The sequence below is a fragment of the Rugamonas rivuli genome (genome assembly GCF_009380165.1).
Classification (GTDB): domain Bacteria; phylum Pseudomonadota; class Gammaproteobacteria; order Burkholderiales; family Burkholderiaceae_D; genus Rugamonas; species Rugamonas rivuli.
On sequence record NZ_WHUF01000006.1, the window covers coordinates 410,418 to 426,187 of the forward strand.

A 15,770-nucleotide genomic window follows, 5' to 3' on the forward strand; every position below is an offset into this window, starting at 1 on the left:
ACTGCTTAACGTCTGCGGCTTGCGGCCAGGCGGTAGACCGCGCTGCGCACCGGGACCATGGGATCGTCGGACAGCATCAGTCCATCGATCAATTGGCCCGGGTCCAGCGCCAGGTCGCGCGCGGCCTGGACCTGGTCGTCGGCCAGCGCCGTGATTCGCAATTCGCCGAGGTCAATCTCGGCGCGCGCATCCGGCCCGCTGTGCGGCCAGGCGATGGAGCCGTCGGCGCTGTTGTCCCCAGGGCCGGCCAGCTGGAACTTCAGCCGCATGGAGACCGGCCCTTGCGCCAGCCGCGTTGCCAGTTCGTCGGCCAGATAGCCGTCGGCCAGCGCCGGCAATTCGTGGTCCGGCACGAAGGCACGGGCCAGCATCGGATCGATGCGGTAGCGGCCCATGGTCAGCGCGCCGTCGGCGGCGGCCAGCAGGAAGGCATTGACGCCGAAATAGGGCAGCGATGCATAGCTGCGCGGCGCCGGCTTCGGCGTTTCCAGGTAGTGGCGCGCACTGTCGTGGGCCGCGAGGAAGCGCTCCAGCGGCGCGGCATCGGGTGCGGTTTCGGAGACCGAGGCCGCAATCGCTTGCAGGAATTCGAGGAACTGCTGCGGCGTCCCCACCGGGAAGCCGTCGAAGGAATGGGCCACGATGTCCGTCTCCGCGCCGCCCTCCAGATGGAAGCGGATACCCAGGCCACGCGGGCTGGCCATGGGATCGCCGTCCGGCGTCTGCGGCACGCCGCTGAAATTACTGAACCTTAGCGTGACCGGCACCGACTGTCCCTGCAGATGCGCTGCGCGGCTCAAGCGCCCGGCTGCGCTGCTGGCGATGAAGGAGCCGCTGGCCACGATGCCTTTCGCATGCGTGGCGCGCTGCCCGGGGTGGCGGCCGAAGGTGGCTTGCAGCGCAGCCAGCAGGCCTTCCAGCAAGGCGTCACCGCTTGCGTGTTGGTCGCTCATGGCGCTGCCTCAGGATGCCTTGAAGGTCTGGTCCTGGCGGTCCACCCAGGGCTGGAACTTCTCGGCCGGCCAGTTCGGATCGACGTGGGAGATGCGGTCCACGCATTTCCAGACGCCGCCGCGTTTTTCGAACTTGTCGAAGTAGGTGCCGGTCGACAGGAAGCCTTCGCCGCCTTCGCGCCAGGTGACGACCCAGTTCCATTCGACGGTGGCGGCGTCGCCCGCACCCCGGATCACGAAGGTGCCCAGCGAGTGGCGCATGCGCTGCATCGGGAACACGCTGTGGGCGTAGTCGTAGAGCTGCTTCATGCCGGCCGGCCCGTCGAACACGTTCTGGCGGATGTCGTTCACGGTGAAGCGCGCTTCCGGCCAGTACAGCGACGCGTACAGCTCGGCGGAGGCGCGGCTGGCGTCGTTGTCGATGTAGCGCTGGTGCAGATGGAGCTGTTCGAAGATTTCGAAGCGGTCGATGGTCGACAGTGGGGCGGTCATGGTGAAGCTCCTTGCGGTGGGTGGTAGGGAAAAGCGAGCTCATTCTAGATTTGTATAGACAAGTGTCGGTAGTCCGTGGAAACTGTCAGCTCCTTCCCATGCGTGGAACAGTGCAGCCGCTGCCTGCGTGCTATAGTCCCGCCCGTTTTTTTGATAACTCTTCTTAACAACTTCCCTCGCTTATGCTTGACCTGAACGACCTTCAATACTTTGTGATGGTGATCGACCACGGCGGCTTCAACCCCACGGCGCGGGCGCTGGGCATACCCAAATCAAGCCTGAGCCGTCGTATCGCGCTGCTGGAAGAGCGGCTGGGCGTGCGCCTGATCGTGCGTAACACGCGCAGCTTCAAGGCGACCGAGGTGGGCCAGAACTACTACACGCATTGCCGCGCCATGCTGTCTGCCGCCGCCGCCGCAGAGGAGTCGGTGGCGATGAGCAGCAACGAGCCAGCCGGCCTGCTGCGCCTGACCTGCCCGATCGCCTTGCTGGAGGAGTGCGTCGGCCTGATGATCGTGCAGTTCATGCTGCAGTACCCGCGCGTGGAAGTGCAGCTGGAGGCCAGCAACCGCAGCGTGGACGTGGTGGCGGAAGGCGTGGACATCGCGCTGCGCGTGCGCGTGCCACCGTTCGAGGATTCGGATTTGATTTCACGCGAGCTGTCGCAGCGCGTACAGCGGCTGGTGGCCAGCCCGGAGCTGTTGCAGCGCCTGGGCGCGCCGACAACGCCGGAGGATCTGGCGCGCTTCCCCAGCGCGCATCACGGCAAGGTGCAGCGCGACTACAGCTGGACGCTGCATCACCAGAGTGGCGCGAGCAGCACGGTGCGGCACCGCCCGCGCCTGGCGGTCAACGATATGCGCATGCTGCGCCTGGCCGCGCTGCGCGGGGTCGGCATCGTGCAGCTGCCGAGCGCGCAGGTGCACGACGACCTGGCGCAGCGGCAGCTGATCGAGGTCTTGCCCGGCTGGGCGCCGAAGACCGAAGTGATCTACGCGGTGATGCCGACCCGGCGCGGCATGCTGCCGGCCACGCGCTTGCTGGTGGATTTTCTGGCCGAGCGTTTCATGCTGCTTGACGATCCGTTCCGCGGCCCGGCCGGTGGCGCGGCTTGCCAGATCGGCCCGTCCTCACCGCAGCCCTGACGCCCAGCGGACGATGCGCTCCGCGACTGCCGGATCGCTGGTGGTGTCGAGCGCCATCGATTGCATCGGCGGCATGTCGGGCGGCGTGACTTTGTAGAAGTGGTTCAGCTCCGGGAAGCGGGCCAGTTCCGTCGGCAGATTGCGCCGTCCCTCGTGCAGACGGGCCGCGTGCGCCGGCGGCACCGAGCCATCGCGCCCGCCCTGCACGATCAGCACCGGCTGGCGCACGCGCGCCAGTTCGGCCACGGGGTCGAAGCGGTCGGTGCTGCGCAGGTAGGCCAGGCTGAATGCTGGCATGGTCGCCAGCATCGCCGTTTGCGGATCGGCCTGCGCGCCCGCAGGCAAAGGCTCGCCGGCGCGGATGGCGGCGATGGTGCGGTCGAACATAGTCATATCGGAGCTGGCTCCCGGCGGCGCCATCGCGGCCACCTGGTCGCGCAGCAGGCTGAGGATGGGCAGGGCAGGGCCGGACAGCATGACCACGCCGTCGATGGCCTTCGCGTCGGCGCCGCTGGCCAGCAGGGAGGCCACCAGTGCGCCTTCGCTGTGACCGGCCACGATGAGAGGACGGGCCGGCGCGGCCTTGTGCAGCAAGGCCAGGCCGGCGGCGGCGGCTTCGGTGCGGGTCGCGAAGTCGGCGTGGCGGGCGGCGGCTTGCGCGTCCACGGTGCGCGAGCCGGTGCCCGGGCCGATCTTCGCCATGCGCAGCACGGCGAAGCCACGCTCGCCCAGCTGCGCTGCGAGGTCGGCGTACAGGTGGGGCTTGAGCTGCATGGACGGGTAGTTGCCGTCCACGTCGCTGAAGAGTGAGCCCGGCAGCAAAAGCACCGCGCCCCGCGCAGGCCCGGACGGGAAGGTGAGGCGGCAGACGATTTCCACGCCGGCGACGGTGACGATGTCGTCCTGTTCGCGCAGCGAGGCCGCGCCGGCAGCCGGCGCGAGGATTGACAGGCTGAGTGCACCGGCCGCCGCGGCGGCCTTGGCTATCTGTTGAAGCTTACGCATGATGTCCCTTTCCTTGGTGATGAGTGCACCAAGTTTTGGGTATCACGTTACGTCAGAGTCAAGCGGTGAAAGACTTGTTCGAGCGTCGTCGTGCCAGCCCATTCGACCGCGTTGGGATCGCTCTTGATGTCGATATGCGAGTCATTGAGGCTGCGCGTCATTTCGGTGAAGCCGGCAAGAGCGGCTTTTGAAAAATGGGCATCCGCCAGAGCGTTGGGCCATTCGGCTTCCGGCAGCACCGCCACGTCGACAGGCTTCCGGAGCGCGGCTGAAATAACGGCGGCGACATTGTTCGGGGCGTAGTCCTTGGGCCCCGAGAGTGTGACGATGCTGGTCCCTGTTCTTTCTTCTTGCAGCAAGGCCGCTGCGGCGCTGCCGACATCTACCGTCGCCACCATCGGGATCGCACGCTGTGCCGGCGCCAGAAACGTCGGCAGCGTGCCGCTGCGCATGGCGTGTCCGACCATCGGCATCCAGTTCTCCATGAAGTAGGCTGCGCGCAGGAAGGTGGTGGGGATACCGGTTGCGCCCAGGCGCTGTTCGAAGCTGCGGTTCATCCCTATCCATCCTGTTCCGCTATCACGGTCGGCGCCGACCGAGGAGAGGGCCACCAGCCTGGGCACGTTCGCCGCCACCGCAGCGCGCGCCGTGGTATCTGCTATCACGTCTGCGATCTCGAACAGGTCTTCACGGGTGTACTGCTGCGGGCTGACGACGTAGGCGCCCTGGACCTGGCTGAACGCCTTGGTCATCGAGGCCAGGTCGGTCAGGTCGGCCACGGCGACCTCTGCGCCGCGTTCGGCCCACGGTTGGCCTTGGGCCGGGTCGCGCACCACGACGCACACAGCCTGGCCTGCGCGCAGCAGCGCATCGGCGGCAGCGGCGCCGGTGCGGCCGGTCACGCCGAATACTACGTAAGGGAGGGGGAAGTAAGCAGTCATACAGAAATCTCCTATTCAGATGAGCCTGAATGGTGCATGATCGCTCGACATACATAAATGGCATGAAAGTCATAGTCAACATGCACCAAGTGGATTTGTCTACAGTCGACCTCAATCTGTTGAAGCTGTTCGAAGCGCTCGTTCGGGAGCGTAGCGTCACGCAGGCGGGCCTCCGCCTGGGCTTGAGCCAACCGGCCGCCAGTCGCGCGCTGGGGCGGCTGCGCACGATGCTGGGCGATCGCCTGGTGGTGCGCGGCAAGCTCGGTCTGGAACTGACGCCGCGCGGTGAAGCGCTGGCAGGTCCGGTGGCCAAGCTGCTGGACGATGCGCGGGGCATCGTTTCGCCTGCCGTCTTCGATCCCGCGTCTGCGACGGGGCGCATCACGATCGCCGCGCACGATCACCTGAGCCTGATGGTCCTTGCCGGGTTGATGGCGCGCTTCGAGCGCCATGCGCCTGCGCTCAGTCTGCATATCGCGCAACCGGTCGGGGACAATGTGCGGCTGATCGAGCAGGGCGGCGCGGATCTGGCGCTGGGCATTTTTGATGCGCTGCCAGGCAGTTTGCATCGGCGCAGTCTTTATACCGACAGCCTGGTGTGCGTGGTGAGGTCCGGTCATCCCGTTGTGGCAGAGGGGCTTGGTCTGGAGCGTTATGTGAGCTTGCGCCACATTGCCGTGACCATTTCCGGAGTGGGAGAGAGTGCGGTTGATGTTGCGCTGTCTGCGCAGGGGCTCACTCGCCACGTCGCGCTGCGAGTGCCCCATTTTCTTGCCGGTGCGATGCTGGTGGCGGACAGCGACATGATACTCACGCTGCCCAGCCGCCTGGCGCGCTTGCTTGCGGAAAGGCTGCCGCTCGCGCTGCTGGATTTGCCGCTACAGGTCGCGCCCTTGTCGCCAGCGATGATCTGGCACGAACGCTTTCATCGCGACCCTGCCCATGTCTGGGTTCGGCAGCAGCTGGTCGACGCTGTCGCGGCGTTCAATACGGCCGGGTAGCTGCTAGTCTCCCGTCACCACTTCTGCCAGCCCACCACATACGCTGGCGCTGGCTGGGTGCATTGCGGATCGACGACAGGTTTCATCGCCACGCGCTCGAACGGCAGCACGCCCGTCCACACCGGCCAGCTCATGTCTTCCTCGTCGTCCTCCGGCGGGCCGGAGCGCACCTTGCAGGCCGCTTCGTCCAGCGCGATGCGCATCACCGTGGTGGCCGCGAATTCCTTGTCCGAACCCGGACGGATCTCCGCTTGGCGGCCCGGCACCAGCTTCTCCATGAACGCCGCCATCGTGCCGCGCCGCTCGGCTTCGTCAGCCACCACTTCGAACCGCCCGTAGATCATCGCTGACCGGTAGTTCATCGAATGATTGAACGCGGAACGCGCCATCACCAGGCCGTCGAGGTGCGTGATGGTCACGCAGGTCTCGCTCTCCGTCAAACGCTTGAGCATGCGGCTGCCGTTGGAGCCGTGGATGTACAAGTGATTACCCTCGCGCCAGCAGGCGGTCGGGATGCAGTGCGCTCCCTTCTCGTCGGCGAAGGCGATGTGGCACAGATAGGCGTCATCGATGATCGCGTGCAGCGTGGCGGTGTCGTAGTGCGCGTTGGTCGGAATGCGGCGGACGCGGGTGCGTTCGCTCGGTGCGGCGTGGTTTGCTGGTTCGGTCATGATCTCCATCCAAAAAGGTTGAGGCCGAAATATAGTCGCTGCATGGCTCCTGCAACAGGTCCAGAAATATTAATTTTGATAGGGCCAGCGAGCAGCCGATGTGATTATCTGTGCATTTCTGCCGTGCGCCACCCTGTAGACTGGGGGCGCCGCGCGTTCGCGGCGACTCGATCACCAACGCCGTGGAAGCCATATGAATGTCAATGCCAGGATACTCGTCGCCGCATTTGCCGGAATGCTGTTCCATTTTGCGCCGGCCCGGGCGCAAGCCGATGCGCGCAGCTACGCCGTGCTGTCCTTGATCGGCAACGCGATCCACGTCGACACCGTGCGCGCCTCGGTGGGCGTGCGCGCGCCGGGGGAAACCCACCACGTGCTCGATATCCCCGACCAGGTTTTCGATACCACCGTGCTGCTGGCGGCCAATGCGTCGATCGGGCAGCTCCAGCCCGGCGCGAAAATCGTGCTGATGACGACCCAGGACGCGGAGCTGTACAAGGCGCAGAACGCGATGTTCGAACGGCCCGAGGCCAACCAGGCCAATCGCGATTACCTGCTCGATCTGCTCAAGGACCGCGGCGTGAGCCACCTGGTGCTGGTGACGAAGCAGCGCGACAACGCGTACTTCAAACTGACCAACGGCTCGACCGGTACCGGCCAGCTGGAGGGGCTCGGTTTCTACATCGACGACACCACGCTGTTGCGCGGTACCGAGTCGTCGATCTCATCGCGCGGCATGCTGGGCCCTTTTGCCTACGTCAAGGCGCGGCTGCTGGACGCCCGCACGCTGGCGCCGGTGGGCGAAGTCAAATCGAACCAGTCATCGATCGTGGTCCGCCCGTCTAGCGAGGCCAGTGGCATGGAGATCTGGGACACCATGGCCAGCGCCGAGAAAGTCGATCTGATCAACTGCCTGCTGCGCGATGCCGTCAAGGCCGCGATGGCGCCGTTGCTGGCCAAGTAGCCGGCGCCGTGCCGATGCGCGGCGATGACGCGTCGGGAACGGGGATCGCCATATAATGACGGGCTGGCTCCGGAATATGCTCCGGAAAAGCAGCTTTTCATGGAACCAAGAATGGATATCGCCCTGCTGATCGACGGCTATGCCGACCAGAACCGCCATCGCGGCTGGCCGCGCCAGCGCCTGCTGCACGAATGCCTGCGCGCGGCGATCCGCAGCGGCACGCTGGCGGCGGGCACGCGGCTGGCCGCCTCGCGCGCGCTGGCCGAGGAACTGGGCCTGGCCCGCAACACCGTGCTGTACGCCTACGAGCAGCTGGCCAGCGAAGGCTACGTCACCACCGACCGGCGCGGCACCGTGGTGGCCGCGGTGGCGCCGGACCGCAAGCCTGCGGCGCAGCGGCACGCGGCCACGCCGCAGGCCGGCCTGTCGCAGCGCGCGCTGGCGCTGCGGCCGCAGCCTGGACCGGCCGAGATGATGGGCGCCTTCGTGCCCGGCGTGCCGGCGCTCGACCATTTTCCGCTGACGCTGTGGCGCCGCATGCTGGAACGGGCCTGGCGCGCGATGACGGTGGAGCAGCTCAACTACGGCGACCCGGCCGGCGAGCCGCTGCTGCGCGAAGCCATCGCCGACCACCTGCGCGCCGCGCGCGGCGTGGTGTGCGACGCCGCCCAGGTGTTCATCACCGACGGCACGCAGAGCAGCCTGGATCTGTGCATGCGCGCGCTGGCCGATGTCGGCGACACCATCTGGATCGAGAACCCCGGCTACGGCGGCGCGCTGGCGGCGGCGCGCGCGGCCAGCCTGAACGTGGCCGGCATCGACATCGACGACGACGGCATGGTGGCCAGCGCCGACGACTGGCTGCTGCGCCCGCCGCGCCTGGTCTACACCACGCCGTCGCACCAGTATCCGGTGGGCGGCGTGCTCAGCCTGCGCCGCCGGCTGGCGCTGATCGCCGCCGCGCGCGAGGCCGGCGCGCTGGTCATCGAGGACGACTACGACAGCGAATTCCGCCACGACGGCGCGCCGCTGCCGGCCATGCAGGGCCTGGCGCCGGACGCGCCGGTGGTCTACCTGGGCACCTTCAGCAAGACCATGTTCCCGTCGCTGCGGATCGGCTTCGTGGTGGTGCCGCCGTGGCTGGCCGAGTCCTTCGCGCAGATGCGCGCGCAGTCGTCGGCGCGCGGGCGCGTGGCGGAGCAGCTGGCGCTGGCGGAGTTCCTGCGCAGCGGCCAGTTCGCCCTGCACCTGCGCCGCATGCGGCGGCTGTACCGGCAGCGGCGCGACGCGCTGGTGGCGGCGCTGGAACAACATCTGGGATCGGTGGCGACGGTGCACGGCGGCTCGGCCGGCATGCACCTGGCGCTGCGCTTCACGCTGCCTGAACTGGACGACCACGCGATCAGCGCGCAGGCGCTGGAGCACGGCATCGTCGCCGAGCCGCTGAGCGGCAAGGATACGCAGGGCGTGTCGGGCTGGAGGGGATTGATGCTCGGCTACGCACAAGTGCCGGCCGAGCGGATGGAGGGACTGGTCAAACAGTTGGCGGCGATACTGCACCTGGCGGCCTTCGCCGCCAACCGTTCAAGACGACATTAAAACGCGGTGTCGGCGCGCACGTACATCGAGCGGCCGTTGACGCCGATCGGGCAGGTTTCCCAGCAGCGGGTGAAGCCCAGTTTCGGGAAGTTGCCGCCGTTGGTCCACTCCGACGGCAGCTGGTTGAACAGATTGTTCACGCCGATGCTGAAGAAGGTGCGCTTGGTGTAGGCATAGCGTACCGAGGCGTCGACCAGCCACTTGGCATCCCACTTCTGCAGCGGGCTGAAGTTCTCCGCTTCCACTTCGCCGTAGTAGTTGGCGCGGGTGTTGAGGTTCCACTGGCCGGCGGTGTAGTCGGCGGCGATCACGTGGTGCTTGCGCGGCTGGCCGTGTTCGATCAAGGTCACTTGCGACTTGTCGAACAGCTGCTCGCCGGTCAGCACCGAGGAGGTCGAGTGGCGCTTGGTGACTTCGGTTTTATTGAAGCCCAGCTGGCCCGACAGCACCAGCGTCGACGCCGCGAACTTCGACGTATGCTCGGCCACGATGTCCAGGCCGCGCGTGCGGGTGTCGACCGCGTTGGTGAAGAACTGCGCCTGGCCCACGGCAAACGGCTTGAGGATGTTGGCGATCGGGCCGCCGCCGGCTTCCGGCGCGATCTCGCTGGAGAACACGATGCGGTCCTTGATCTTGATCTCGTACAGGTCGGCGGTCAGCGACATATTCTTCGCCGGACGCAGCACCATGCCGACGCTGCCGCTGGTCGAGGTTTCCTCTTTCAGCGGGGCGATGCCGAAGGCCTTGGTGACGGCGCTGCCCTGGCGCGCGGTCAGGGTTTCGGTCAGCACGCCGTTGTTCAGGTTGGTCGAGACCGAGCTGTAGAACTCCTGCTGCACGCTCGGCGCGCGGAAGCCGGTCGACAGGCTGCCGCGGAAGCCGATCTGCTTGGTCGGATCGAAGCGGGCGCTCAGCTTGCCGGTGACGGTGCTGCCGAAGTCCGAGTATTTTTCATAGCGCACGGCGCCGGCCAGGGTCAGGGTGTCGACCGGCTTGGTTTCGGCGTCGAGGAACAGCGCGATGTTGTGGCGGCCCGAATCGACGGCGGTGGCCGGCGTGTAGCCGGGGAAGCCCTGGATGCCGGAGGCGGCGGTGGCGCCGCTCGGGGTGGTGATGGCGATGGCCGGGTTGTTGGTGCGGCCGTACTGGTAGGAGACCGGGTCGCCGGCGACGATCTGGTAATGGTCGGCGCGGTACTCGAAGCCGGTGGCCAGGAACACGCTGCTGTCGCCGAACTTGACCGGGCCCTTGACGTCGGCGTTGAAGGTCAGCTGGTTGAACTTCAGCGTGCCGGTGTTGGCGTCGCGCGGCGATTCGCCGTAGATGGTGCCGTCGGCCTTTTTCTCGTACCAGTAGCTGACGTTGACGCTGTCCGCTTCATGGAAGCCCAGCTCGCTGGCGCCGTAGTTGATGCTGACGTCGGCCTTCCAGTCGTTCGGCAGGTCGCGGCGGTAGCCGAAGGCGAACGAGGCATCCTTGATGTCGGTGTGGATGGACGGCAGGTAGCCGTTCGGCGCCAGCGATGGAATGGTGCGGTCGTCGCCGGCCGAGCGGAAGAAGCCGTAGGAATCGCTCTTGCGCTTGGAGATGCCGCCGAAGGCGTAGAACTCGCTGGCCTTGTCGATCGGCAGCGCGGCGTTCCACCACAGATAGCCGTCCTTGGTGTTGCTGTCGCCGATGTGCTGGGTCACGCGCGGCGGACCCGGCTGGGTGCGCAGCGAATCCGGGCCGGCGCGGTTGGTTTCGCCGCGCTTGCGCGCTTCGGCGGTCAGGTTGATGAAGCCGCCGTCCTGGCCCAGCGCGAAGCCGGTGTTGGCGGTGCCCGAGTACAGGTCGCCGTCGCCTTCGGAGGTGGTGCCGTAGCTGCCGCTCAACTGGGTCTCGTTGACTTGCGACTTCAGCACGATGTTGATCACGCCGGCGATCGCGTCCGAGCCGTACTGGGCGGCGGCGCCGTCGCGCAGCACCTCGATATGGTGGATGGCGCCCAGCGGAATGGCGTTGATGTCGGTGCCGGCCGAGCCGCGGCCGATGGTTTGCTGCACGTTCACCAGCGCCTGCTGGTGGCGGCGCTTGCCGTTGACCAGCACCAGGACCTGGTCAGGCCCCAGCGAACGCAGCGTGGCAGGGCGGATCGAATCGGTGCCGTCGCTGATGAAGGTGCTGGAAAAGTTGAACGACGGGTCCAGCGTCTGCAGCAGCTTGCCCAGTTCCAGCGGGCCGGCGGTCTGCATGTCTTTCAGGCTGATCAGGCCGACCGGGGCCGAGGTGTCGAGCGCGGTCTTGGCCACCGAGCGCGAGCCCAGCACGACCACGGTCTGTTCGGGGGCCGGCGCGTCGGCGGCGGCGGTCTGGGCGCTGGCCTGGCCGGCGGCCAGCAGCAGAATGGCGCTGGCTACCAGCGTGCGTTTGAAGTGAGGTGCTCTTGTCATGTATCTCTCTCGTTTTAGTGGACGCACACGCGGATAGCGGCGTCGAGAAAAATACTAGCTTGGCGGCTGAGTGTGCTGCAACGCGGCATGCACCACATTGTTGCGAAATATGCACATTTGACAATATTGCGTGCGTTATACGACGACTTGGCGTAATCTGGCCGACGGGCTGCTGCAAAACGGTGCAATATTGTGGTGCGCACGCATCAAACCGGCGCCTGGGCCCCATCCTATTGCTGGTCCAGCATCCACCCCTTCAAGCCGTTGACCCAGGACTTGGCCGGCAGGTTCAGGCTCTTCTTGATGGCGCCGGCGCGCTCGTACAGCACGCTGAAATCGAGCACCGGCGACTGCTTGAAGGCGATCACCACGATGTTGGCGTCGTGCACCTCGGGCAGCCAGACCACGGCGTCGAACACCAGTTCCATCGCCTGCAGGTTCTTGTCGTAGTTGGCGAAGTCGCCGAACACATTGGTGGTCATGATGCCGCCGTCGCGCAGGGTGTCGAAGCAGGCCTGGTAGAACTCGGGCGAGTCCAGCACCGGGCCGCGCGCCTCTTCGTCGTACAAGTCCACCTGCAGGATGTCGACGCTGCCATGGTTGGCCGGGTCGAGCACGAAATCCATGGCGTTCATTTCCATCACGTTCAGACGGGCGTCGTTGGGCGGCAGGCCGAACTGCGCGTGGCAGATGGCGATCACATTGGGGTTGAGCTCGACCGCCGTCACGCGCGCGTCCGGCAGGCGGCGGTAGCAGAACTTGGTCAGCGCGGCGCTGCCCAGGCCCAGCTGGACGATGTGGCGCGGCTGGTCGTTGAACAGCAGCCACATCATCATCATCTGCACGTATTCCAGCTCGATGTGGTCGGGCTTGGCGAGCCGCATCGCGCCCTGCACCCAGGAGGTGCCGAGGTGCAGGCTGCGCACGCCCTGGAATTCGGTGATGGTGGCGGGCGGATGGCCGGGGGCGTCGAAGCGGGAGGGGGAGGTGTTGGCGAGTGACATGGCGCTAGTTTACCAGCCCGCCCGGCCGCGCGTGCGGCGTAAAAAAAGACGCCGCAGCGTCTTTTTAAGGGGCGTGGCGCTCAAGACTTGCGGCGTCGCGCAACCAGGCCCACCAGCGCCAGGCCGCCCAGCAGCATGCCGTAGGTGGCGGGTTCCGGCACGGCCGAGGTGATGTCCAGCGTGCCGGCATAGCTGGCGTGGCCGATATCGTTGCCGATGATGGTCAGCGTGATCAGGCCGTTCACCGGTACGCCGAAGAACACGCTGCCCGAGACGAAGCCATTGAAGATCGGCAGCGGCACGCCGTTGATGTCGGCCCAGCTGAAGTTGATCATGGTCGGCGACGGTGGCGAGAAATTGGCCAGGTTGGCGAAGAAGCCTTGCGCCGTGCCTGGCAGGCCGGAATAGGAGAAGGTGTAGGTATCGACGAAAGACAGGCCGTCGATATGCGACGTGCCGAACGGAACGGTCCAGTTGGACGGGCCGCCGGCCATGGCGACTACCGCTGGCGCGTAATTGTTCGCCATCGCCCCCCCTGCCGCGGCCGCCATTAAGCCGGCTGCCAATATTGATTTTAATTTCATATTATCCCCGCGAAATGTAAGACTTGATTCATGAAACCCCCGGACTACCGGACCAAATTACGCCTGGGGATTTTCGATGTCAATCGGCTATTTTTTTATCGCGCGGGCAAGAATCATAGGGCGCGGCTAACTCCCGGGCTGAACAATGGAAAATTGCAAATAGTCAATTTCCGTTGTGCAAAATATCAACATAATTTCAATTTAGTAATGACGCTTTAGTTGCTGATTGCCGACACCGGCAACACCAGCGTGACGGTCAGGCCGCCGCCGTCGCGGTTGGCCAGCGTGATGCGGCCGCCGTGGGCTTCGGCGATTTCGCGCGCCAGCGCCAGGCCCAGGCCGGTGCCGCTGCGCTTGGTGGAGTAGAACGGCACCAGCGCATTGGTCAGCACGGTGTCGCTCATGCCGGGGCCGCGGTCGAGCACGTCGATGCGCACGGCGTCGTGCAGGCGCCGCACCTCCAGGCTGACCTGGCTGGCCGGCGAGCCCGATTCGTGGGCGTTCTTGAGCAGGTTCAGCAGCGCCTGCTCCAGCTGCGAGGGATCGAAGGCGCAGGGCTCGGCGGGCGGCTCGCCGGCGATGGTGAAGTCGACCTGGGCCGCCAGCTGGGCCAGGAAGGCCGGCCACGATTGCAGCTCCAGCCGCGGCGCCGGCAGCTTGGCGAAGCGCGCATAGCCGAGGATGAAGCTTTCCAGGTGGCGGGTGCGCTCCTCGATGGTGGCGAGGATTTGCGGCAGCCGTTCGGTCTGGCCGCGCCGCACCAGCTCGGCGCCGGAGTGGGCCAGCGAGGTCAGCGGCGCCAGCGAATTGTTCAGCTCATGGCTGATGACGCGGATGACTTTTTTCCAGGTCTGCACTTCCTGCCGGCGCAGCTCCATGGTCAGCTGGCGCAGCAGCAGCAGCTCGTGCTTGCGGCCGTTCAGGTTGAAGCTGCGGCGGGCCAGGTGGTAGACCTCTTCCTGGTCGAGCGCTTCCTGGCCCTCGCCGCCGGCCTCGCGCGTGGTGAACAGGCCGTCGCCGCCGCGCGCCATCGCTTCGCGCAGCGCCGGCGAGGCTTGCGCCAGGATGTCGTCGAGGCGGTGGCCTTCGAGCCGGCGGCCCTGGTGCAGCAGCTGGCGCGCGGCGATGTTGGCGTAGACCACGGGGCCGGCCTCGCGCACCAGCAGCATGGCCACCGGCGTGTTCTGCACCATGGTGTCGAGCAGCAGTTCGCGCTGCACCAGGTCCAGGCGCTGCTGGCGCAGCACGTCGCCCAGCGTGTTGTGGGCCGCCACCAGGTCGCTGAGCTCGTCGTTCTGCGGCCAGTGCAGGCTGAACGAGAAGTCGCCGTCCTGGTAGCTGGTGACGGTGCCGGTCAGCGCGCGGAACAGCGACAGCATGTATTCGAGCTGGGCGCGGATGGTGATGATGGAAATCGGCAGCACGCACAGCAGGCAGACCGCCAGCACCATGCCGGGATGGGCGGGGAAGAAATGGGTCAGCGTCAGCGCGATGAGGATGCCGACCGTCAGCAGCGTGCCGACCAGCGCCGTCCAGCGCGTCAACAGCGACAGGCGCATGCCTGTTGGGCGCATGCCTGTCGGGCGCATGCCTTGCGGGCGCGGGCGTACCGGCGGCGGCGTGGCGCCCATCAGGGACGGGCGATGCCCAGCCGCTCCATGCGGCGGTACAGCGCCTGGCGCGACAGGCCCAGCTCGGCGGCGGCCTGGGCCACCACGCCGCCCGCGCGGCTCAGCGCCAGGCCGATGGCGTCGCGGTCGGGTTCGCGCGCGCCGTCTTCCAGCACGGCGCCGGCCGCGGCCGGCAGGCCGAGGTCGCCCACTTTGATCAGGTCGCCCGTGGCCAGCAGGCCGGCGCGCGCCATGACGTTCTTCAGCTCGCGCACATTGCCGGGCCACGGATGGGCCAGCAGCGCCGCCTGCGCCGACGGATGCAGCTGCAGGTGTTGATGGGCGCCGAGGAAGTGCCGGGCCAGCGGCAGGATGTCGGCCGGGCGGCCGGCCAGCGGCGGCAGCCGCAGCTCGATCACGTTGAGACGGTAGAACAAGTCTTCGCGGAAGCTGCCGGCCCGTATCATCGCTTGCAGGTCGGCGTTGGTGGCGCTGACCACGCGCACCTTGACCTGGCGCTCACGGTTGGAACCGAGCCGTTCGAAGCGGCCGGTCTCCAGCACGCGCAGCAGCTTCATCTGGCCGGCCAGCGGCAGGTTGCCGATCTCGTCGAGGAACAGGGTGCCGCCGTCGGCCGCCTCGAACTTGCCCTCGCGCGCCTTGGAGGCGCCGGTGTAGGCGCCGGCGTCGGCGCCGAACAGTTCGGCCTCGATCAGCTCGGCCGGCAGCGCGCCGCAGTTGAGCACGACGAAGGGGCCGTCGCGCACGGCGGAATTGGCCTGGATGATTTCGGCGATGCGTTCCTTGCCGGTGCCGTTGGGGCCGGAGATCAGCACCGGCACGTCGGCGCGCGCCACCTGGCAGGCCAGGTGCACCACGCGCTCGGTGGCCGGGTCTTGCCACACCATGCCGCGCAGGTCGTAGCCGCGTTCGAGCTCGCGCCGCTGGCGCAGCTCGGTCTGCAGGCGCTGCTGCAGCGCGCGCTTGGTCTGGCCCAGCTCGATCAGATTGTGGACCGTGGCGATCAGGCGGTTGTCGTCCCAGGGCTTGGCCAGGTAGTCGGCGGCGCCGGCCTTGACCAGGTCGACCGCCGCGTCCAGGTGGGTCCATGCGGTCAGCAGGATCACCGGCAGTTCGGGATGGCGTTCGCGGATGGCGCGGAACAGCGCCGTGCCTTCCTCGCCGGACGTGGTGTCGGCGGTGAAGTTCATGTCCTGCAGCACCAGGTCGACGCTGTGGCGTTCCAGCATGTCCAGTCCGGCTTCGGGGGAGGCGGCGCGCAGCGCGTCGATGTCGTGCAGCGAAAACAGCACTTCAAGCGCGATGGCGACGGCGGCGTTGTCATCTATGATCAATACGGTAGGCATGC

Annotated in this window: 14 protein-coding genes; 4 read left to right on the forward strand and 10 right to left on the reverse strand. The window is 66.8% G+C overall.

Features of this window, described 5'->3' with window-relative positions:
* Window positions 1-5: 5 nt before the first annotated feature.
* Entirely contained in the window at window positions 6-953 is a 948-nt protein-coding gene (locus tag GEV01_RS23360) for a catalase family peroxidase (protein ID WP_152807883.1), read from the reverse strand.
* A 9-nt stretch (window positions 954-962) separates the two neighbouring features.
* Window positions 963-1,445 (reverse strand): nuclear transport factor 2 family protein, encoded by a 483-nt coding sequence (locus GEV01_RS23365; RefSeq protein WP_152807884.1) that lies wholly within the window; start codon window positions 1,443-1,445, stop codon window positions 963-965.
* 182 nt (window positions 1,446-1,627) lie between these two features.
* Between GEV01_RS23365 and GEV01_RS23370 the strand changes: the two genes are divergently transcribed.
* A complete protein-coding gene (locus tag GEV01_RS23370; protein WP_152807885.1) occupies window positions 1,628-2,590 on the forward strand; it encodes a LysR substrate-binding domain-containing protein in 963 nt (320 codons plus the stop codon).
* Here GEV01_RS23370 and GEV01_RS23375 read toward each other — a convergent pair.
* Both GEV01_RS23375 and GEV01_RS23380 read right to left on the reverse strand, forming a co-directional pair.
* On the reverse strand, window positions 2,576-3,595 hold the full coding sequence (locus GEV01_RS23375) for an alpha/beta hydrolase (RefSeq protein ID WP_152807886.1): 1,020 nt from the start codon (window positions 3,593-3,595) through the stop codon (window positions 2,576-2,578). The two genes, GEV01_RS23370 and GEV01_RS23375, sit on opposite strands and share 15 nt — an antisense overlap.
* 47 nt (window positions 3,596-3,642) lie before the next feature.
* On the reverse strand, window positions 3,643-4,536 hold the full coding sequence (locus tag GEV01_RS23380) for an NmrA family NAD(P)-binding protein (RefSeq protein WP_152807887.1): 894 nt from the start codon (window positions 4,534-4,536) through the stop codon (window positions 3,643-3,645).
* Window positions 4,537-4,598: 62 nt separating this feature from the next.
* On the opposite strand from GEV01_RS23380, the gene GEV01_RS23385 reads away from it, so the two are divergent.
* Window positions 4,599-5,537 (forward strand): LysR family transcriptional regulator, encoded by a 939-nt coding sequence (locus tag GEV01_RS23385; RefSeq protein ID WP_235914533.1) that lies wholly within the window; start codon window positions 4,599-4,601, stop codon window positions 5,535-5,537.
* Between the two features lie 14 nt (window positions 5,538-5,551).
* Here GEV01_RS23385 and GEV01_RS23390 read toward each other — a convergent pair whose 3' ends face one another.
* Window positions 5,552-6,208, reverse strand: a complete 657-nt coding sequence (locus GEV01_RS23390) for a pyridoxamine 5'-phosphate oxidase family protein (protein ID WP_008444217.1) — start codon at window positions 6,206-6,208, stop codon at window positions 5,552-5,554.
* Window positions 6,209-6,401: 193 nt separating this feature from the next.
* Here GEV01_RS23390 and GEV01_RS23395 point away from each other — a divergent pair, with 193 nt between their 5' ends.
* Together GEV01_RS23395 and pdxR are read left to right on the forward strand one after the other, a co-directional pair.
* Window positions 6,402-7,172, forward strand: coding sequence for a hypothetical protein (locus tag GEV01_RS23395; RefSeq protein WP_152807889.1), 771 nt, complete (start codon window positions 6,402-6,404; stop codon window positions 7,170-7,172).
* Between the two features lie 111 nt (window positions 7,173-7,283).
* Entirely contained in the window at window positions 7,284-8,771 is a 1,488-nt protein-coding gene (gene pdxR / locus GEV01_RS23400) for a MocR-like pyridoxine biosynthesis transcription factor PdxR (protein WP_152807939.1), read from the forward strand.
* Here pdxR and GEV01_RS23405 read toward each other — a convergent pair.
* The 5 genes from GEV01_RS23405 to GEV01_RS23425 form a co-directional block, all read right to left on the reverse strand.
* On the reverse strand, window positions 8,768-11,203 hold the full coding sequence (locus GEV01_RS23405; RefSeq protein WP_152807890.1) for a TonB-dependent receptor plug domain-containing protein: 2,436 nt from the start codon (window positions 11,201-11,203) through the stop codon (window positions 8,768-8,770). The genes pdxR and GEV01_RS23405 overlap by 4 nt on opposite strands.
* Window positions 11,204-11,433: 230 nt before the next feature.
* Window positions 11,434-12,207, reverse strand: coding sequence for a spermine/spermidine synthase domain-containing protein (locus GEV01_RS23410; RefSeq protein WP_152807891.1), 774 nt, complete (start codon window positions 12,205-12,207; stop codon window positions 11,434-11,436).
* Between the two features lie 80 nt (window positions 12,208-12,287).
* Window positions 12,288-12,791, reverse strand: a complete 504-nt coding sequence (locus tag GEV01_RS23415; RefSeq protein ID WP_328595604.1) for an FxDxF family PEP-CTERM protein — start codon at window positions 12,789-12,791, stop codon at window positions 12,288-12,290.
* A gap of 215 nt (window positions 12,792-13,006) precedes the next feature.
* The gene (locus GEV01_RS23420) at window positions 13,007-14,365 is read right to left on the reverse strand and encodes a sensor histidine kinase (protein ID WP_235914536.1); all 1,359 of its coding nucleotides are present in this window, start codon (window positions 14,363-14,365) and stop codon (window positions 13,007-13,009) included.
* A gap of 56 nt (window positions 14,366-14,421) precedes the next feature.
* Window positions 14,422-15,768 (reverse strand): sigma-54-dependent transcriptional regulator, encoded by a 1,347-nt coding sequence (locus GEV01_RS23425; RefSeq protein ID WP_152807893.1) that lies wholly within the window; start codon window positions 15,766-15,768, stop codon window positions 14,422-14,424.
* Between the last annotated feature and the right edge of the window lie 2 nt (window positions 15,769-15,770).

Excerpts from the sequence above, each read along its gene's own strand:
- GEV01_RS23360 (WP_152807883.1), bottom strand. The coding sequence starts at position 953 with ATGAGCGACCAACACGCAAGCGGTGACGCCTTGCTGGAAGGCCTGCTG.
- GEV01_RS23425 (WP_152807893.1), bottom strand. The coding sequence starts at position 15,768 with ATGCCTACCGTATTGATCATAGATGACAACGCCGCCGTCGCCATCGCG.
- GEV01_RS23395 (WP_152807889.1), top strand. The coding sequence starts at position 6,402 with ATGAATGTCAATGCCAGGATACTCGTCGCCGCATTTGCCGGAATGCTG.
- pdxR (WP_152807939.1), top strand. The coding sequence starts at position 7,284 with ATGGATATCGCCCTGCTGATCGACGGCTATGCCGACCAGAACCGCCAT.
- GEV01_RS23385 (WP_235914533.1), top strand. The coding sequence starts at position 4,599 with ATGAAAGTCATAGTCAACATGCACCAAGTGGATTTGTCTACAGTCGAC.
- GEV01_RS23420 (WP_235914536.1), bottom strand. The coding sequence starts at position 14,365 with ATGCGCCCAACAGGCATGCGCCTGTCGCTGTTGACGCGCTGGACGGCG.
- GEV01_RS23390 (WP_008444217.1), bottom strand. The coding sequence starts at position 6,208 with ATGACCGAACCAGCAAACCACGCCGCACCGAGCGAACGCACCCGCGTC.
- GEV01_RS23410 (WP_152807891.1), bottom strand. The coding sequence starts at position 12,207 with ATGTCACTCGCCAACACCTCCCCCTCCCGCTTCGACGCCCCCGGCCAT.
- GEV01_RS23380 (WP_152807887.1), bottom strand. The coding sequence starts at position 4,536 with ATGACTGCTTACTTCCCCCTCCCTTACGTAGTATTCGGCGTGACCGGC.
- GEV01_RS23415 (WP_328595604.1), bottom strand. The coding sequence starts at position 12,791 with ATGAAATTAAAATCAATATTGGCAGCCGGCTTAATGGCGGCCGCGGCA.
- GEV01_RS23365 (WP_152807884.1), bottom strand. The coding sequence starts at position 1,445 with ATGACCGCCCCACTGTCGACCATCGACCGCTTCGAAATCTTCGAACAG.
- GEV01_RS23375 (WP_152807886.1), bottom strand. The coding sequence starts at position 3,595 with ATGCGTAAGCTTCAACAGATAGCCAAGGCCGCCGCGGCGGCCGGTGCA.
- GEV01_RS23370 (WP_152807885.1), top strand. The coding sequence starts at position 1,628 with ATGCTTGACCTGAACGACCTTCAATACTTTGTGATGGTGATCGACCAC.
- GEV01_RS23405 (WP_152807890.1), bottom strand. The coding sequence starts at position 11,203 with ATGACAAGAGCACCTCACTTCAAACGCACGCTGGTAGCCAGCGCCATT.